Source organism: Vibrio sp. 10N.237.312.B06 (assembly GCF_041464685.1).
GTDB lineage: Bacteria > Pseudomonadota > Gammaproteobacteria > Enterobacterales > Vibrionaceae > Vibrio > Vibrio tasmaniensis_A.
The window spans coordinates 1-16,090 of record NZ_JBFSPI010000106.1 but is presented as its reverse complement, the minus strand read 5'-3'; the positions used below and the strand labels follow the sequence as shown (position 1 = coordinate 16,090).

Here is a 16,090-nt window from a genome sequence, read left to right as displayed (position 1 = left end):
CCTTAGAGGGCGTCACCCAATAAGCCTCCGGCTCCGCCGGAGGTCATTTAACTTTTTTTGAGCTATATTGTTCAAATTGGGAACAGGGAGATTTTCAACTATCCACGCTTTGTCCTCACCATAAAAGACGAAGCCATAAAATTGATTTTTAGAATCCACATATCCAATAACCTGCGAGCTTGGCTCCCCCACAATTTGTCCACGGTAGCTACGAACTTCGGGAGTATAGTCAAAGGCAATTAAAGAAGACGATTTTGAAGCGTCATAATAGTAGAACTCGGTATCTGCTCTTCTTACCGAATACTTAGAGACTTCAATTTTTACAGTATGCCCATTACGAGTAACATCCGCAGAGAATGTCTGAGGTAGCGTTTCATATTTATCTAAAGTAGGTTTTACCTGGCCGCCACCAGAGCCGCCCGAACCACTGCCGTCTCCGCCGCCACTTCCGCCTGAGCCACCAGAACCACTTCCGTCTCCACCGCCGCTTCCGCCTGAGCCACCAGAACCACTTCCGTCTCCACCGCCGCTTCCGCCTGAACCACCAGAACCACTTTCGGCACGCCGCCGCTTTCGCCAGAGCTGCCCGAACCACTGCTGTCTCCGCCGCCACTGCCGCCCGAGCCACCAGAACCACTTTCGCCTCCACCGCCACTTTCGCCTGAGCCACCAGAACCACTTCCAGCACCGCCGCCGCTTCCACCAGAGCCGACTTGCGTATTATCAGTTGCTTTTCCTTCAGCACCTCCTCCTCCACATCCAGAGAGAAGCATTAACATACAGATTAATAACAGTGTTTTTTTCATATCGTTTCGTTTCTGCGTAGATAGACAATAAGAGGAGAGCTCAGGAAATATGAGACCTTCATCACATAAAATTCTGGTGCAGCATACAGTAAACGATAATAATGATGAATATATGACTCTATTTTTTATAGGGTTTTCATGTAAATATTTATGTACCGACTTGTTTTATTTCACCTTAGACTCCATCCTATTGTTCTGCTCTACAGCGTGAGATATTAAATAATGCGAACTCCAAGAATTTACCACCCTGAATTGATTAACCAACTGGGGCAACTAGCTCTTAGCGAAGATGCCGCGGGTCATGTTGGTCGAGTCCTTCGTATGAAAGAAGGTCAAGATGTTCTTCTGTTTGATGGCAGTGGCGCTGAATTCCCTGCGACAATTGCTGAAGTATCAAAAAAGAACGTCACAGTTAATGTTACTGAGCGTATCGAGCGCAGCAGCGAATCTCCGTTAGACTTACATTTAGGCCAAGTGATTTCACGTGGCGACAAAATGGAGTTCACGATTCAAAAATCGGTTGAGCTTGGTGTAAACACCATTACCCCTCTGATTTCAGAGCGCTGTGGCGTTAAGCTAGATACTAAACGCTTCGAGAAAAAACTCGCGCAGTGGCAAAAGATTGCTATCGCAGCATGTGAACAGTCTGGCCGCAATACGGTTCCGGTTATCCGCCCAATCATGCAGCTTGAAGAGTGGTGCAGCGAACCGAGTAAAGCGCTGAAGCTAAACCTGCATCCTCGTGCAAAATACTCAATTAATACCCTTCCAGAACCCATCAGTAAGGTACGCCTCTTGATCGGTCCTGAGGGCGGACTGTCCGCTGAAGAAATCGGTATGACAGAACAATACAAATTTGAAGAGACGCTACTCGGCCCACGTGTACTTCGTACCGAAACTGCTGCTCTAACCGCAATTACCGCCTTACAAGTTCGTTTTGGCGATCTAGGCTAGGAGAAAGAAATGATCAAACTTGGCATCGTAATGGATCCAATTTCATCCATTAACATCAAAAAAGACTCTAGCTTTGCCATGATGCTTGAAGCTCAGCGTCGTGGTTACGAAATCCATTACATGGAAATGGATGATCTACATTTAGATCAAGGCGTAGCCATTGCTGACACTAAGGTTGTTGAACTAAAAGAAGATCCAAACGGTTGGTACGAGTTCAAATCAGAACAGACTATCGCGCTATCCGATTTAGATGCGGTACTGATGCGTAAAGATCCTCCGTTTGATACTGAGTACATCTACGCGACTTACATTCTTGAGCGTGCTGAAGAGAACGGTGCACTGATCGTCAACAAGCCACAAAGTCTACGTGACTGTAACGAGAAGTTGTTCACTGCTTGGTTCCCTGAACTGACACCAACCACCATCGTGACTCGTAAAGCTGAAAAGATTAAAGCGTTCCGAGAAGAGCACGGTGACGTGATCCTAAAACCACTTGATGGCATGGGCGGCGCGTCTATATTCCGAGTGAAAGAAGGCGATCCAAACGTATCAGTGATCATTGAGACATTGACTAACCATGGTCAAAACTACGCAATGGCACAAACCTTTGTTCCAGACATCAGCAATGGTGATAAGCGTATTCTTGTGGTTGACGGTGAACCAATGCCTTACTGCCTAGCGCGTATTCCTGCGAAAGGGGAAACTCGAGGTAACCTTGCTGCTGGCGGTACAGGTGAAGCTCGCCCGCTGAGTGAAACAGACTGGGCTATCGCAAGAGCAGTTGCACCGGCATTAAAAGAGAAAGGTTTAATCTTTGTAGGACTTGATGTTATCGGTGACAAGCTAACTGAGATTAACGTAACGAGCCCAACTTGTATCCGTGAAATTGAAGCTGCTTTTGATATTTCTGTTACGGGTAAATTCATGGATGCAATCGAGCGTCGCGTTAACGCTAAATAGCCTAAACTTAAGAAAGTCTTAGCTATTCGAAAACACAAAAATATCTAGGCAAAGAACAATGAGCGGCTTTACGCCGCTCTTTTTCCTTTACTGGGAACACACTGGCAGGAGGCTCTATGAATTTAACGAACCACTTTCTGGTCGCTATGCCCGGAATGAAAGACCCATACTTTCAAAATTCGGTGATCTATCTTTGTGAGCACAATGACGAAGGTGCGATGGGTTTGATGATCAACGCTCCTATCGATGTCACTGTTGGCAGTATGCTTAAGCAAGTTGAGGTTGATTCTGAACAGCCGAAACCCAACCAAGCAAGCCTTGATAAGCCAGTACTTAATGGTGGGCCAGTTGCAGAAGACCGTGGGTTTATTTTGCACAAACCCAAAGGCAGTTATCAATCCAGCATCAACATGACGGATCAAATCTCGGTAACAACCTCGAAAGATATTCTGATGGTCTTAGGGACTGAAGATGAACCTATGCATTATCTGGTCGCGCTTGGTTATGCAGGATGGGAACCAGGACAACTGGAAATCGAGCTGACTGAAAACTCATGGCTAACCGTTGAGGCCGACCCAAAGGTTATCTTCGACACGCCAATTTCGGATCGCTGGAAAGTTGCCGTGCAAATGTTAGGTATTAACGCGGCTCAGCTTTCAGCAGACGCTGGACACGCCTAGCTCAAATTAGCTCCATAAAATAAATAAACAATCTCAAACACAGATAAATTTGGAAACCCCATGTCACGAACAATTATGGCATTTGACTACGGTACAAAAAGTATCGGCAGTGCGATAGGACAAGAAATCACGGGCACCGCAAGCCCTCTAAAAGCTTTTAAAGCCAAAGATGGCATCCCTAACTGGGACGATATCGAGAAGCAAATTAAGGAATGGCAGCCAAATCTTATCGTGGTTGGCCTTCCGACCGACCTTCATGGTAAAGATCTAGCAGCTATTACACCCAGAGCGAAGAAATTCGCTAACCGTCTTAAAGGACGCTTTGGTGTGGATGTTGAACTGCATGATGAAAGACTTTCTACGACAGAAGCAAGGGCCGACCTTTTTGAAATGGGCGGCTATAAAGCGCTAAGTAAAAGTAACATCGATAATCAATCAGCCGTTGTAATTCTAGAGAGCTGGTTTGAAGCACAATATGGCTAAGTTATTTATTTAGCAAACTCGAGCAAGCTTATGATCCCTTGCCATTTTAACTGCGTAATGGAGGAGCGATAAAGGAAAAGAACTTGGGAGTTCATATGAAAATTTTTCTAGCAACATTCATAGCGTTATCTATAACGGCATGCAGCTCAATGGGAAGCGGTTCCGCGGGTTACGACGGTCAACAGTACCCGTCAAAAATCAAATTAGAAAAGGAGCGCGGTTACTCATATGATAACCATCGCTCCAACATGCACTCATCTAACATGCATTAAGTTATAAACGAATAAAACCCGCCACAGAAGCGGGTTTTGTGTTTATCAACAAAGCCGTGACTTAGCCCATATCAATCTTAACGCCAGCCAACGCACCAGTTCCGTAGTCATCATCGCCACGTTTGGTCTTGAGCATTAAACGCAAGTCATTGGCAGAATCTGCACTATGGAATGCATCATCCTCGCTAATCTTGTCCGCAACCACTAAATCATACAAAGCTTGGTCAAAAGTCTGCATACCAATCTCTTTCGATTTGGCCATGGTCGCTTTTAACTCATGCAACTCACCACGACGAATCAAGTCAGATATACGAGGGCTATTCAGCAGAATTTCGAAGACACCATGACGACCATTGCCATTTTTATCGCGTATTAACTGCTGAGCGACCACACCACGCAGATTCATCGACAGATCAAACAGGAACTGTTCTTTCTGCTCTTTCGGCACCAAGTGAAGAATACGCTCTAGCGCCTGGTTAGCGTTATTGGCATGCAGGGTTGCCATACACAAGTGACCCGTTTCAGCAAAGGTCATCGCGTATTCCATGGTTTCACGACTACGGATTTCGCCAATCAAAATCATATCAGGGGCTTGGCGTAACGAGTTTTTAAGCGCGACTTCATAGCTTTCGGTGTCGAGTCCAACCTCTCGTTGAGTCACGATGCACTTTTTATGTTCGTGTACGAATTCAATCGGGTCTTCAACCGTCAAGATATGACCTGAACGATTGGTATTGCGATAGCCTGTCATCGCAGCCATCGAGGTCGATTTACCAGAGCCAGTCGCACCAACCACCAGCACAAGCCCGCGCTTAGCGATTGAAAGGTCTTGTAGTACGTCAGGAAGCTTTAATTGCTCAAAGGTTGGGATGTTAGTCTCGATGCGACGAATTACCGCTCCAGGTAGCTCTCGCTGAAAGAATGCACTCACACGAAAACGACCAAAATCACGCACGATGGCAAAATTAGCCTCACGCGTTTGCTTGTATTCATCGCGTCGATCTTGATCCATCATTGCATCAAGTAACTGAGATACTTGATCAGCATTCAACTTCTCTCCCTGAGGTCGTAGTTCACCATCCACACGAAATAGAATTGGCGCATCGACTGTGATGTAAAGATCCGACGCCTTTTGAGAAAGCATCCCTTCAAGGATTTGATTCAATTCCATAATGTCCACCTTGATTAAAACATTGAGGTTTCAATTTCAATCTTTTTCTCGACCTCTTCCGAGTCAACCAAGCCCTGAGCCATCAGCTGCTTCGCATTTTGTTCCATGGTCTGCATACCGTGCGCTGCACCCGTTTGAATGATCGAGTACATCTGCGCGACTTTATCTTCACGAATCAAGTTTCGGATTGCAGGTGTCGCCATCATGATTTCGTGACAAGCGACACGACCACCACCGACACGCTTTAGTAACTTCTGGGCAATCACCGAACGTAACGATTCAGACAGCATCGAACGAACCATATCTTTGTCGCTACCCGGGAATACATCGATAATACGGTCTACGGTTTTTGCTGCAGAGCTAGTATGCAAAGTACCAAAAACTAAGTGACCAGTTTCAGCTGCGGTTAGCGCTAAGCTGATCGTCTCTTGGTCACGAAGCTCACCTACAAGAATTACGTCTGGGTCTTCACGTAACGCACTGCGCAGCGCCGCTTTAAAGCTGTGAGTATCACGGTGAACTTCACGCTGGTTGACTAGGCATTTATTGTTGGTGTGAACGAATTCAATTGGGTCTTCAATGGTCAAAATGTGTTTGTTGTGATTACGGTTTACATAATCAACCATCGCCGCCAAAGTTGTCGATTTACCAGAACCCGTAGGGCCCGTCACCAGCACTAAGCCTTTTTCATAATTGGCAATTTTTTCAAAAATATCAGGTGCGCCCAACTGCTCTAACGTTGGGATTTCTACAGGGATGGTTCGAAAGACCGCTGCGCACCCACGAGCTTGGTTAAAAGCATTAACACGGAATCGACCAACATTGGGTAATTCAAAAGAGAAGTCTACTTCCAATTTCTCCTCAAACTCACCGCGCTGTGAGTCGTCCATGATCTCAAAAACTAAACGATGCACATCAGCATGACTCAAAGCTGGGATTCCAAGCTTCCTTACTTCACCATCTATACGTACCATTGGAGATACACCCGCAGAAAGATGTAGATCTGACGCGTTATGCTTTACACTAAAATCTAGTAACTCAGTGATATCCATTTATTTTCCCTTAAGTAAAGTCAGCTATGAGTAGTATTCAACAAAATATCGAACAAATCACCTCACAGATTCGTAGTGCTGAACAAAAGTGCGGACGAGCTCCAGACTCCGTGCAACTTTTAGCCGTCAGTAAAACTAAACCTATTGATGCGATTCTAGAAGCCGCACTCGGAGGTCAAGTTACCTTTGGTGAAAACTATGTTCAAGAAGGTGTCGATAAAGTAAAACACTTTTCAGAACAACATTCTAACCTAAATTTAGAATGGCATTTTATTGGCCCAATCCAATCTAATAAAACTCGCCCTATTGCGGAAAGCTTCCAATGGGTGCATTCCGTTGATCGCGATAAGATCGCACAAAGGCTTCATGATCAGCGACCAAACGAGCTTCCACCTCTACAAGTGCTCATTCAAGTGAACACCAGTGGTGAAGATTCGAAATCAGGAACGTCAGAAGAGACAGTTTTTGCGCTCGCAGAGTTGATTTCGTCGCTCCCCAACCTCACTTTAAGAGGATTGATGTCGATTCCCGCTAACGTATCTGACTATCAATCTCAGCTTAAGGCATTTTCTCAACTGGCAGAGCTTAAAGATAAGCTAGCCGCAAAGTATCCAAACATAGATACCCTTTCGATGGGTATGAGTGGTGATATGGATGCAGCAGTTGAGGCTGGCAGCACTATGGTTCGCATTGGAACGGCTATCTTCGGTGCTCGTGATTACGCGAAATAGCACAGCACGTAACAAGAAATAGCTACAACAAGCAACAACAAGTGGCAACGAAAAATACAGTATTGATACCGCTTCGCTTTAACCGCGCAGCGACACGCTCAGGATTTTATATATGGAACATAAGAACATCGCCTTTATTGGGGCGGGAAACATGGTTCGCTCAATTGTAGCGGGCTTAGTCGCGAGTGGTTACCCAGCGCAAAAGATTACTGCTACAGCACCTTCAGACACCAGAAGGCTGCCGCTAGAGCAAGAGTACAGCATCAATACCACCAGCGATAATATTGCCGCAGCAGAGCAAGCAGACGTTGTTGTGCTATCAGTGAAGCCACAAATGATGGCTGATGTATGCAAACCCTTACAAAGCATCGACTTTAGCAACAAACTGGTTATCTCAATTGCAGCCGGTATTAATGCGAATCGACTCAATGAGATGTTAAACTGCCAGCTAAACCTTGTACGTGTTATGCCAAACACGCCATCACTGCTTGGTAAAGGGATGAGTGGCCTTTATGCTGACTCAACGGTTAGTCAGGGTGATAAAGAGTTCGCTTCTCAGTTAATGCAAGCCGTAGGTGAAGTAAGCTGGGTTAAACAAGAGTCTGGCATCAACAACATCATTGCGGCAGCAGGTAGTGCTCCTGCATACTTTTTCCTGTTTATGGAAGCGATGCAAGCTGAAGCTATCAATCAAGGTTTTGACCAAGAAACCGCTCGTAAACTAGTGCAGCAGTCTGCATTAGGTGCGGCAGAAATGGTGGTTGCGAATCCAAATACTGAGTTATCTACTCTACGTGAACAGGTGACTTCAAAAGGCGGCACAACCGCAGAAGCACTACGCACGTTTAACGAACATCAACTGTCAGATATCGTAGCAAAAGCCATGCAAGCGGCGGTCGCTCGAGCTGAAGAGATGGAAAAACTGTTTTGATACTAGTTACAGTACAAAAGCATTGTGTCGTTCGGGTTATACCTAAGCGGCAAGTAAATCCGAAAAAGGAAACAATATGAATTCGATGAGCTTTCTGATCTCGACCGTTTTTGATCTTTACATCATGGTTGTGATCTTGCGTATCTGGCTACAAGCATCACGTGCAGATTTCTACAACCCATTCTCACAATTTATCGTAAAAGCGACACAACCGGTTGTTGCCCCACTACGCCGAGTGATTCCATCAATAGGCAGCCTTGACCTTGCGACTGTTGTATTCGCTTATGTGCTGTGTGTACTTAAGTTCGTCGCTCTAAACTTGATTATCTCTGGCGGTGCGGCTGTATTTGATATTAGCTTCCTGATCTTTGGCGCACTATCTCTACTCAAAGCAGCTGGTGGTTTGATTTTCTGGGTTCTACTAATCCGTGCAATCCTGAGCTGGGTTAGCCAAGGCCGTAGCCCAATCGAATACGTATTCCACCAGTTAACAGAACCAATGCTAGTTCCAATTCGCCGTATCCTTCCTGATATGGGTGGCTTCGATCTAAGTGTGCTGGTTCTGTTCATTGTTCTACAATTTGCGAACTTCCTAATGGGCGACATGATCGGTCCTATTTGGTATCAGCTATAATTCAAGTACGAACCTCAGGTACTTTGACGATGCCAAAAGCAGTTTGGGCGGAAGAAGACGATATTCTTCTTCGGCTCTATATCCAACCCAAGGCAAGCCGCGATAAAATCGTTGGCTTACACGGAGAGGAAATGAAAATTGCCATTACTGCACCACCGGTTGATGGCAAAGCAAATGCTCACTTAGCGAAATACCTTGCGAAACAATTTAAGGTCGCGAAAGGGCAAATTAAGATAGAAAAGGGAGAGCTCGGTCGGCATAAGCAAGTTCGAATATGCTCACCAAGCCAGATCCCAACTGAAGTCAAAGCCATCCTATGATGGCTTTTTGCTATTTATTGGAGTCACTATGCGTCTATGGATAACAGCACTACTCACCGCTCTGATTGCCCTACCAAGCTCGGCAGGACAGTTTAAAAGTATCAAGGATGTCGAGGTTCATTACTCGGCTTTCAATTCCACGTTTTTAACTGCGCAGGTCGCTAAGCAATATAAGCTGAAACGAAACGGATACTCAGCGATTCTAAATATCAGCGTGCTAGACAACGCTTCTCTAGGCAAGCCTGCTACAACGGCTAAAATTACGGGAACAGCTCGGAACCTAGTAGGTAACACTCGCACGCTTAACTTCCGTGAAATAAAGGAAGGTGATGCGATTTATTACCTTGCTGAATTCCCTATCACTCACGAAGAGAACATCACTTTTGATATTGATGTTAACGCTGGTTTGAAAGGCACAGGTCCACTGCGTTTTACACAAAAATTCTATATAGAAGAGTAGCTTCAACGCTCACTTTTCTAGTCATTAACTTATTAGAGCCACATTCCCATGAGTAAGATTGTTTTAGCAACAGGCAACCAAGGCAAAGTTCGCGAGATGGCAGATATTCTGTCTGAGTTTGGTTTCGACGTTGTCGCGCAAAATGAGTTTAATGTTTCAGAAGTCGCTGAAACGGGAACAACTTTCATTGAAAATGCCATCATCAAAGCTCGCCACGCTGCGAAAGAGACGGGTCTACCAGCCATTGCTGACGATTCAGGCTTAGAAGTTGATTGCCTTAATGGTGCACCCGGTATCTACTCAGCGCGTTACTCAGGAGAAGGGGCGACTGATAAACAGAACATCGAAAAGCTGTTAGATGCTATGCAAGGTGTCGACGTTGAAAAACGCACAGCTCGTTTTCACTGTGTATTGGTGCTAATGCGTCACGAAAACGATCCGACTCCATTAGTATGTCACGGTAAATGGGAAGGTCGTATTCTGACTGAAGAACACGGTGAGAATGGCTTTGGCTACGATCCTGTATTCTTTGTACCAGAAGATAACTGCGCCTCAGCAGAACTTGAATCGTCACGTAAGAAGCAACTGTCACACCGTGGTAAAGCCCTCGCGTCATTATTCAAGACTCTCAAGGAGCAAGCTCTGTAATGCACAATGCAGCGCTAATACCACCCGCACTCAGCCTCTATGTCCACATTCCATGGTGTGTACAAAAGTGTCCGTATTGTGATTTTAACTCTCACGCTCTCAAAGCCGAGATTCCTGAAAAAGAGTACATCGATGCTCTGCTTGAGGATCTCGATACCGATATCGAAAAATACCAACTCAATGGCGCACCTCGCCCATTGCATTCGATCTTTATTGGTGGCGGCACGCCGAGTCTATTTTCTCCAGAAGGAATAGGTCGATTGCTGCAAGGCATTGAACAACGCATTCCGTTCAAACCTGAAATAGAAATCACCATGGAAGCTAATCCGGGAACTATCGAAGCTGAGCGTTTTGCTGGTTACCAAAAAGCAGGCATAACTCGAATCTCGGTGGGTGTGCAAAGTTTTGAACAAGAGAAACTGGAAAGGCTTGGGCGTATTCACGGTCAAGATGAAGCAGTGAATACTGCTCACTTAGCGCATAAAATCGGATTAAATAGCTTCAACCTAGATCTAATGCACGGCTTACCCGATCAAAGCATTGATCAGGCCTTGGCTGATTTGGACAAAGCGATCGAGCTCGATCCTCCACATTTGTCTTGGTATCAGCTAACAATAGAACCTAACACCATGTTCTATTACAAAACGCCAAAGCTGCCTGACGATGATGACCTTTGGGATATCTTCGACTTAGGCCATAAGAAGCTCGCAGACGCAGGTTATGTACAGTACGAAATTTCAGGCTACAGCAAGCCGGGATATCAGTGTCAGCATAATCTCAACTACTGGCGCTTTGGTGACTACCTAGGGATTGGCTGTGGCTCTCATGGCAAGCTGAGCTTTGCAGATGGACGTATTGTTCGCACCACTAAGGTTAAACACCCTAGAGGCTACCTAGCCGCGTATCAGAATCTGGTGAAGCCCTATCTGTCGGATGAACTTGAAGTCCCTAATGAGGACCGCCCTTTCGAGTTCTTCATGAACCGCTTCAGGCTAATGGAAGCATGTCCAAAGCAGGATTTCATTGATACTACGGGGCTTGGTTTTGACTCTATTCAAGAAACTATTGAATGGGCAAAAGAGCTAGGCTACTTGAATGAAACCGACACTAATTGGCAGATCACTGAAAAAGGGAAGCTATTCCTAAATGATTTGCTAGAAGCCTTTATGGCAGAAGAAGACGAATAGTTCGAACACTAGAATACAAAAAGCCTCTCATCACGGGAGGCTTTTTTGTCGAACTTAGAACTTAGAAAATAGAGCGACCAATACGCTCAGAGAGCAATTCTAAAGCCTGAGTTCCCGCCAGTGAATTACCCGACGCGTCTAGTTCCGGAGACCACACCGCGATCGTCATTTCGCCAGGAACAATCGCAATAATCCCGCCACCGACACCAGACTTTCCTGGCATACCAACACGATAAGCAAACTCTCCCGCCCCATCGTACAAACCACATGTCGCAAGCAGAGCATTCAACTGCTTAGTTTGAACAGGCGTAATGATCTCTTTCTTGGTTTGAACCGACACACCTTTGTTTGCCAAATAGCTAAAGGTCTTCGCCAAGTCAACACAGGTCATTTTAAGCGCACAAGCATGAAAGTAATTGTTGAGTACGGGAATTACATCGTTCTCAAAATTACCAAATGAACGCATCAAATAAGCGATAGCAGCATTACGATCGCTGTGCATCATCTCAGAAGCTGCCACAACCTTGTCATACACGATATGTGTATCACCTGATAGCTGACGGACAAATTCTAATAAACGGTGTCTTGGTGCTGATAGACGGCTTTGTAATAAATCGGCGACGACAATCGCGCCAGCATTAATAAACGGGTTACGAGGGATGCCGTGTTCCATCTCAAGCTGAATCATCGAGTTAAAGGCTTGTCCTGAAGGCTCCTTTCCAACGCGTTGCCAAATTTCTTCCGGCTTATACAACACCATCGCCAACGTCAGGCTTAAAGCTTTAGAGATTGATTGCACGGAAAAGGCTTCATCGGCATCGCCAGCTTGAATGACTTCACCTTCATTGGTGTATACCGCAATCGCCAATTTCTGGTTCGATACACGAGCCAATGCAGGAATATAATCAGCGACCTTTCCCTGACCAATTAAAGGGCGAACTTCATCTAAAATCTCGGCCAAAATAGCTTGAGTTGGTTTCATGTGTGCTTACTTCTTTATTGTTATTTTTGTAGGGGGTACGACATTACTTTCTGTCCTTAAACCTTTATCGCAATAAAAGCCTAAGGACAAAAAAGCCAACACTACAATAATGTTGGCTTTTATCAATCCCATAAAGTGTAGGGTTTAATCCTAACTCGATTCACCTTCACTTAATTTGATTCAGAATTACTTAGTACGCTTGAACTTAATGTCCCAAACACCATGGCCTAAACGGTGGCCACGAGCTTCAAACTTAGTCAGTGGACGCTCATCCGGACGAGGAATGTAATCACCATCTTCAGCGACATTCTTGAAGCCTGGAGCTACGTTCATCACTTCAATCATATGTTCTGCGTAGTTTTCCCAGTCTGTTGCCATGTGGAAAATACCAGTATCAAGTTGCAGCTTACCGCGAACCATCTCTGCAAACTCAGCCTTAACGATACGACGTTTGTGGTGACGAGCTTTATGCCATGGGTCAGGGAAGAACAGTTGCAATGTATGCAGGCTGCTGTCTGGGATCATGTGTTCAAATACTTCTACTGCATCGTGACACATTACGCGCAGGTTAGTTACGCCAGCATCGCGAGCTGTACCTAAACACGCACCAACACCTGGGCTGTGAACTTCAATACCTAAGAAGTTTTTCTCAGGCGCATTCTTTGCCATTTCAACCAGTGATGCACCCATACCGAAGCCGATTTCTAGTACAACAGGGTTGTCGTTGCCAAACACTTCTTTCCAATTAAGAAGTTCTGGGTTGTAGTCGATACCCATTGTTGGCCAACATTCGTTCATCGCGTTTTCTTGGCCTTTTGTTAAGCGGCCTTCGCGGCGAACAAAACTACGGATCTTACGAACCAGTTTGCCGTCTTCAGTATATTCGTTAGTGGTCACTTCACTCATTGATTTTTGCCTGCACATTGATTAATCAAAGCGGGGATTATCCAAAGAATTGCCTCTGGTGCAAGTCTTTCCGTGGATAAATTCCCACACAATTTGTCTGTTTTACATCCAACGTTAAGTGTGGTGCAATTTCGCTTCTAATAATAGCAAAGCATAGAGCATGTCGTGACTCCTTTCGCAACCGCCATATTAAAGTGGTATGACGCCTACGGGCGTAAAGAATTACCTTGGCAACAAAACAAAACCGCCTACACCGTTTGGCTATCTGAAATCATGCTTCAGCAGACTCAGGTTGCTACGGTGATTCCATACTACCAACGCTTCTTGGAGCGCTTTCCTACGGTTATCGACCTAGCGAACGCCGAACAAGATGAGGTGCTGCACTTATGGACAGGGCTTGGCTATTACGCGCGAGCTCGTAACTTGCATAAAGCAGCCAAGATCGTTGCTGAGCAATATGGTGGTGAATTTCCGCTTTCTATCGAAGAAATGAACGCGCTACCGGGTATTGGACGCTCTACTGCCGCTGCAGTGTTGTCCTCTGTGCATAAACTCCCTCATGCGATTCTTGATGGCAACGTCAAACGCACCTTAGCGAGAAGCTTTGCAGTAGAAGGTTGGCCGGGGCAAAAGAAAGTCGAGAACCAGCTTTGGGAACACGCAGAAGCACACACTCCCAATCAAGATGTTGATAAGTACAATCAAGCCATGATGGACATGGGTGCGATGGTTTGTACTCGTAGCAAGCCCAAATGTACGTTGTGCCCGATTGAAAGCATGTGTGAAGCTAAGAAGCTCGATAAGCAGCTCGATTTCCCTGGTAAGAAGCCTAAGAAAGAAAAGCCAATAAAAGAAACATGGTTTGTGATTCTGTACCACAACAATCAAGTATGGCTCGAACAACGCCCTCAATCTGGTATCTGGGGAGGACTATTCTGTTTCCCTCAGAATGAAAACGCAGAGATCGAACATCAGTTAGACCTTCGTTCGATCAAAGACAATGAAACCGATTCGATCAAGACCATGATTGCGTTTCGACATACTTTCAGCCACTACCACTTAGATATCACGCCTGTATTAGTAAAATTAGATAAACAACCAGATTTGATAATGGAAGGGACTAAAGGTCTCTGGTATAACTTATCAAAACCGGAAGAAATTGGCCTAGCCGCTCCTGTAAAGCAGCTTATTGAGAGCCTACCCTTTGAACTGAACGACGTTTGAATCAACGAACGCGATAAGAGGAACCACTATGAGCCGCACTGTATTTTGTGCTCGCCTTCAAAAAGATGCTGAAGGCCTAGATTTTCAACTTTACCCGGGTGACCTAGGTAAGCGTATCTTTGACAACGTATCTAAAGAAGCTTGGGGACAATGGCAAAGTAAGCAAACCATGCTTATCAATGAAAAGAAGCTGAACATGATGGATCCTGAGCATCGTAAACTTCTTGAAACTGAGATGGTTAACTTCCTTTTCGAAGGTAAAGATGTCGTTATTGATGGCTATACCCCGCCTAGCGAATAAGACATTTATTTAAATAAATTTTAATGACATCATGGTTTACGCCACGATGTCATTTTTGTATGAGGAACTATGAAAAAGCTAAGTTACTTCCTAACAGCCATGTTGTTAACAGGGTGCAGTCGTGAATTTGTCGAAAGCATTTATGATGTTAACTACGAACCAACCAACCGGTTTGTAAGTAATTTGGCAGAACTACCAGGGCAATTTGAAAAAGATACTGGGGCGTTGGATGCTTTGATTAGTAGCTTTTCAGGCAATATCCAAAAGCGCTGGGGCAGCAGTGAAGTAAAGATGGCAGGTAAGAGTAACTATGTGAAATACATAGACAATTATCTAAGCCGTTCAGAAGTTAACTTCAGTCAAGGTATCATAACGGTAGAAACCGTCTCCTTAACAGATCCTAAAAAGCACCTCAAAAATGCGATCATGACGACGCTCCTGACACCCGATGATCCAGCTCATGTCGATCTATTTTCGTCCAAAAGCATAAAGCTAGAAGGTCAACCTTTCCTCTACAACCAAGTCGTAGACCAAGAGAAAAAGCCCATCCAATGGACATGGCGTGCTAACAAATTCGCAGATTACCTGATCGCCAATAACCTAAAAACCAAAGAGGTAGACTTTAAAAAAGCCTACTACGTCGAAATCCCAATGGTGGCAGATCATGCGAGCAAACGTAGTTATAAGTATGCCGACATAGTACAACGAGCATCTCAACGCTATGACATCCCTGAAGACTTGATCTATGCAATCATCAAGACAGAAAGCAGCTTCAATCCTTACGCGGTGAGCTGGGCAAATGCTTATGGTCTTATGCAGGTGGTACCTAAAACCGCTGGACGAGATGTCTTTAAGCTCGTTAAAAAGAAACCTGGAGAACCAAGTCCTGAGTACTTATTCAATCCAGAAAACAACATTGATGCAGGCACCGCATACTTTTACATCCTTAAAAATCGTTATTTAAAAGACGTAAAACACCCAACCACGCTTGAGTACAGTATGATCTCTGCATACAACGGCGGCACTGGTGGCGTGCTCAATACTTTCAGTAAGGATAGAAAGCGAGCAATGCGTGACTTAAATTCATTGCAACCGAGTCAAGCTTACTGGGCACTAACAAAGAAACATCCCAATAAAGAGTCGCGCCGATACTTAGAGAAAGTAACAAAATTCAAGAAAGATTTTAACCAAGGTAAAACGTAAGCCTCACTTTTGAATAAAAAAACAACTAACGAACGTTTTTTTTAGTTATTTTCAAAAAAGGTGTTGACGGTTATGCAGAAAATCCGTTTAATAGCGCTCCGTTGCCCGGATAGCTCAGTCGGTAGAGCAGAGGATTGAAAATCCTCGTGTCGGTGGTTCGATTCCGCCTCCGGGCACCACAATTT

Annotated in this window: 19 protein-coding genes and 1 tRNA gene; 15 read left to right on the top strand and 5 right to left on the bottom strand. The window is 45.0% G+C overall.

The genetic code is table 11. From position 1 onward, the window contains the following. Positions 1–395: 395 nt before the first annotated feature. Positions 396–806 carry a hypothetical protein gene (locus AB6C75_RS20760; protein ID WP_372109028.1) on the bottom strand — a complete coding sequence of 137 codons (411 nt, stop codon included), beginning with the start codon at positions 804–806 and terminating at the stop codon, positions 396–398. Between the two features lie 222 nt (positions 807–1,028). Here AB6C75_RS20760 and rsmE point away from each other — a divergent pair, with 222 nt between their 5' ends. The 4 genes from rsmE to ruvX all read left to right on the top strand — a co-directional run bounded on the left by rsmE (position 1,029) and on the right by ruvX (position 3,883). Beyond that, the gene (rsmE, locus tag AB6C75_RS20755; protein ID WP_372109026.1) at positions 1,029–1,760 is read left to right on the top strand and encodes a 16S rRNA (uracil(1498)-N(3))-methyltransferase; all 732 of its coding nucleotides are present in this window, start codon (positions 1,029–1,031) and stop codon (positions 1,758–1,760) included. A gap of 9 nt (positions 1,761–1,769) precedes the next feature. After that, positions 1,770–2,720 carry a glutathione synthase gene (gene gshB, locus AB6C75_RS20750; protein WP_372109024.1) on the top strand — a complete coding sequence of 317 codons (951 nt, stop codon included), beginning with the start codon at positions 1,770–1,772 and terminating at the stop codon, positions 2,718–2,720. 116 nt (positions 2,721–2,836) lie between these two features. Further along, entirely contained in the window at positions 2,837–3,400 is a 564-nt protein-coding gene (locus AB6C75_RS20745; protein WP_102340779.1) for a YqgE/AlgH family protein, read from the top strand. 60 nt (positions 3,401–3,460) lie between these two features. After that, on the top strand, positions 3,461–3,883 hold the full coding sequence (ruvX, locus tag AB6C75_RS20740) for a Holliday junction resolvase RuvX (RefSeq protein ID WP_372109022.1): 423 nt from the start codon (positions 3,461–3,463) through the stop codon (positions 3,881–3,883). A 333-nt stretch (positions 3,884–4,216) separates the two neighbouring features. Here the strand turns inward: ruvX and AB6C75_RS20735 are convergent, their stop codons facing one another. Further along, positions 4,217–5,326 (bottom strand): PilT/PilU family type 4a pilus ATPase, encoded by a 1,110-nt coding sequence (locus AB6C75_RS20735; protein WP_041472921.1) that lies wholly within the window; start codon positions 5,324–5,326, stop codon positions 4,217–4,219. Between the two features lie 14 nt (positions 5,327–5,340). Further along, on the bottom strand, positions 5,341–6,378 hold the full coding sequence (locus AB6C75_RS20730) for a type IV pilus twitching motility protein PilT (RefSeq protein WP_012604833.1): 1,038 nt from the start codon (positions 6,376–6,378) through the stop codon (positions 5,341–5,343). 26 nt (positions 6,379–6,404) lie between these two features. Here AB6C75_RS20730 and AB6C75_RS20725 point away from each other — a divergent pair, with 26 nt between their 5' ends. The 7 genes from AB6C75_RS20725 (at position 6,405) to hemW (ending at position 11,289) form a co-directional block, all read left to right on the top strand. Further along, on the top strand, positions 6,405–7,109 hold the full coding sequence (locus AB6C75_RS20725) for a YggS family pyridoxal phosphate-dependent enzyme (RefSeq protein ID WP_372109019.1): 705 nt from the start codon (positions 6,405–6,407) through the stop codon (positions 7,107–7,109). A gap of 112 nt (positions 7,110–7,221) precedes the next feature. Beyond that, positions 7,222–8,040: a pyrroline-5-carboxylate reductase gene (gene proC, locus AB6C75_RS20720; protein WP_372109017.1), complete on the top strand. Its 819-nt coding sequence runs from the start codon at positions 7,222–7,224 to the stop codon at positions 8,038–8,040. 76 nt (positions 8,041–8,116) lie between these two features. After that, positions 8,117–8,674, top strand: coding sequence for a YggT family protein (locus AB6C75_RS20715; protein WP_017067798.1), 558 nt, complete (start codon positions 8,117–8,119; stop codon positions 8,672–8,674). A 29-nt stretch (positions 8,675–8,703) separates the two neighbouring features. After that, positions 8,704–8,994 (top strand): DUF167 family protein YggU, encoded by a 291-nt coding sequence (gene yggU / locus AB6C75_RS20710; protein ID WP_076672332.1) that lies wholly within the window; start codon positions 8,704–8,706, stop codon positions 8,992–8,994. A gap of 28 nt (positions 8,995–9,022) precedes the next feature. Continuing rightward, positions 9,023–9,454: a DUF4426 domain-containing protein gene (locus AB6C75_RS20705; RefSeq protein ID WP_017103296.1), complete on the top strand. Its 432-nt coding sequence runs from the start codon at positions 9,023–9,025 to the stop codon at positions 9,452–9,454. 48 nt (positions 9,455–9,502) lie between these two features. Continuing rightward, positions 9,503–10,102, top strand: coding sequence for an XTP/dITP diphosphatase (locus AB6C75_RS20700; protein ID WP_372109014.1), 600 nt, complete (start codon positions 9,503–9,505; stop codon positions 10,100–10,102). Continuing rightward, positions 10,102–11,289 (top strand): radical SAM family heme chaperone HemW, encoded by a 1,188-nt coding sequence (hemW, locus tag AB6C75_RS20695; RefSeq protein WP_372109012.1) that lies wholly within the window; start codon positions 10,102–10,104, stop codon positions 11,287–11,289. The genes AB6C75_RS20700 and hemW overlap by 1 nt, the downstream gene beginning before the upstream one ends. Before the next feature lie 61 nt (positions 11,290–11,350). Here the strand turns inward: hemW and glsB are convergent, their stop codons facing one another. Further along, positions 11,351–12,271 (bottom strand): glutaminase B, encoded by a 921-nt coding sequence (gene glsB / locus AB6C75_RS20690; protein WP_009847707.1) that lies wholly within the window; start codon positions 12,269–12,271, stop codon positions 11,351–11,353. Between the two features lie 186 nt (positions 12,272–12,457). Further along, a complete protein-coding gene (gene trmB / locus AB6C75_RS20685; protein ID WP_372109011.1) occupies positions 12,458–13,177 on the bottom strand; it encodes a tRNA (guanosine(46)-N7)-methyltransferase TrmB in 720 nt (239 codons plus the stop codon). A 165-nt stretch (positions 13,178–13,342) separates the two neighbouring features. Here trmB and mutY point away from each other — a divergent pair, with 165 nt between their 5' ends. The 4 genes from mutY (at position 13,343) to AB6C75_RS20665 (ending at position 16,084) form a co-directional block, all read left to right on the top strand. Further along, positions 13,343–14,401, top strand: coding sequence for an A/G-specific adenine glycosylase (gene mutY, locus AB6C75_RS20680; protein WP_269337069.1), 1,059 nt, complete (start codon positions 13,343–13,345; stop codon positions 14,399–14,401). A 28-nt stretch (positions 14,402–14,429) separates the two neighbouring features. Beyond that, complete coding sequence (locus tag AB6C75_RS20675; RefSeq protein ID WP_010435637.1) at positions 14,430–14,702, top strand: oxidative damage protection protein; 273 nt, start codon at positions 14,430–14,432, stop codon at positions 14,700–14,702. 69 nt (positions 14,703–14,771) lie between these two features. Beyond that, positions 14,772–15,905, top strand: a complete 1,134-nt coding sequence (gene mltC, locus AB6C75_RS20670; RefSeq protein WP_017103679.1) for a membrane-bound lytic murein transglycosylase MltC — start codon at positions 14,772–14,774, stop codon at positions 15,903–15,905. Between the two features lie 103 nt (positions 15,906–16,008). Then, positions 16,009–16,084: transfer RNA gene (locus AB6C75_RS20665), tRNA-Phe, on the top strand. Positions 16,085–16,090 lie beyond the last annotated feature (6 nt).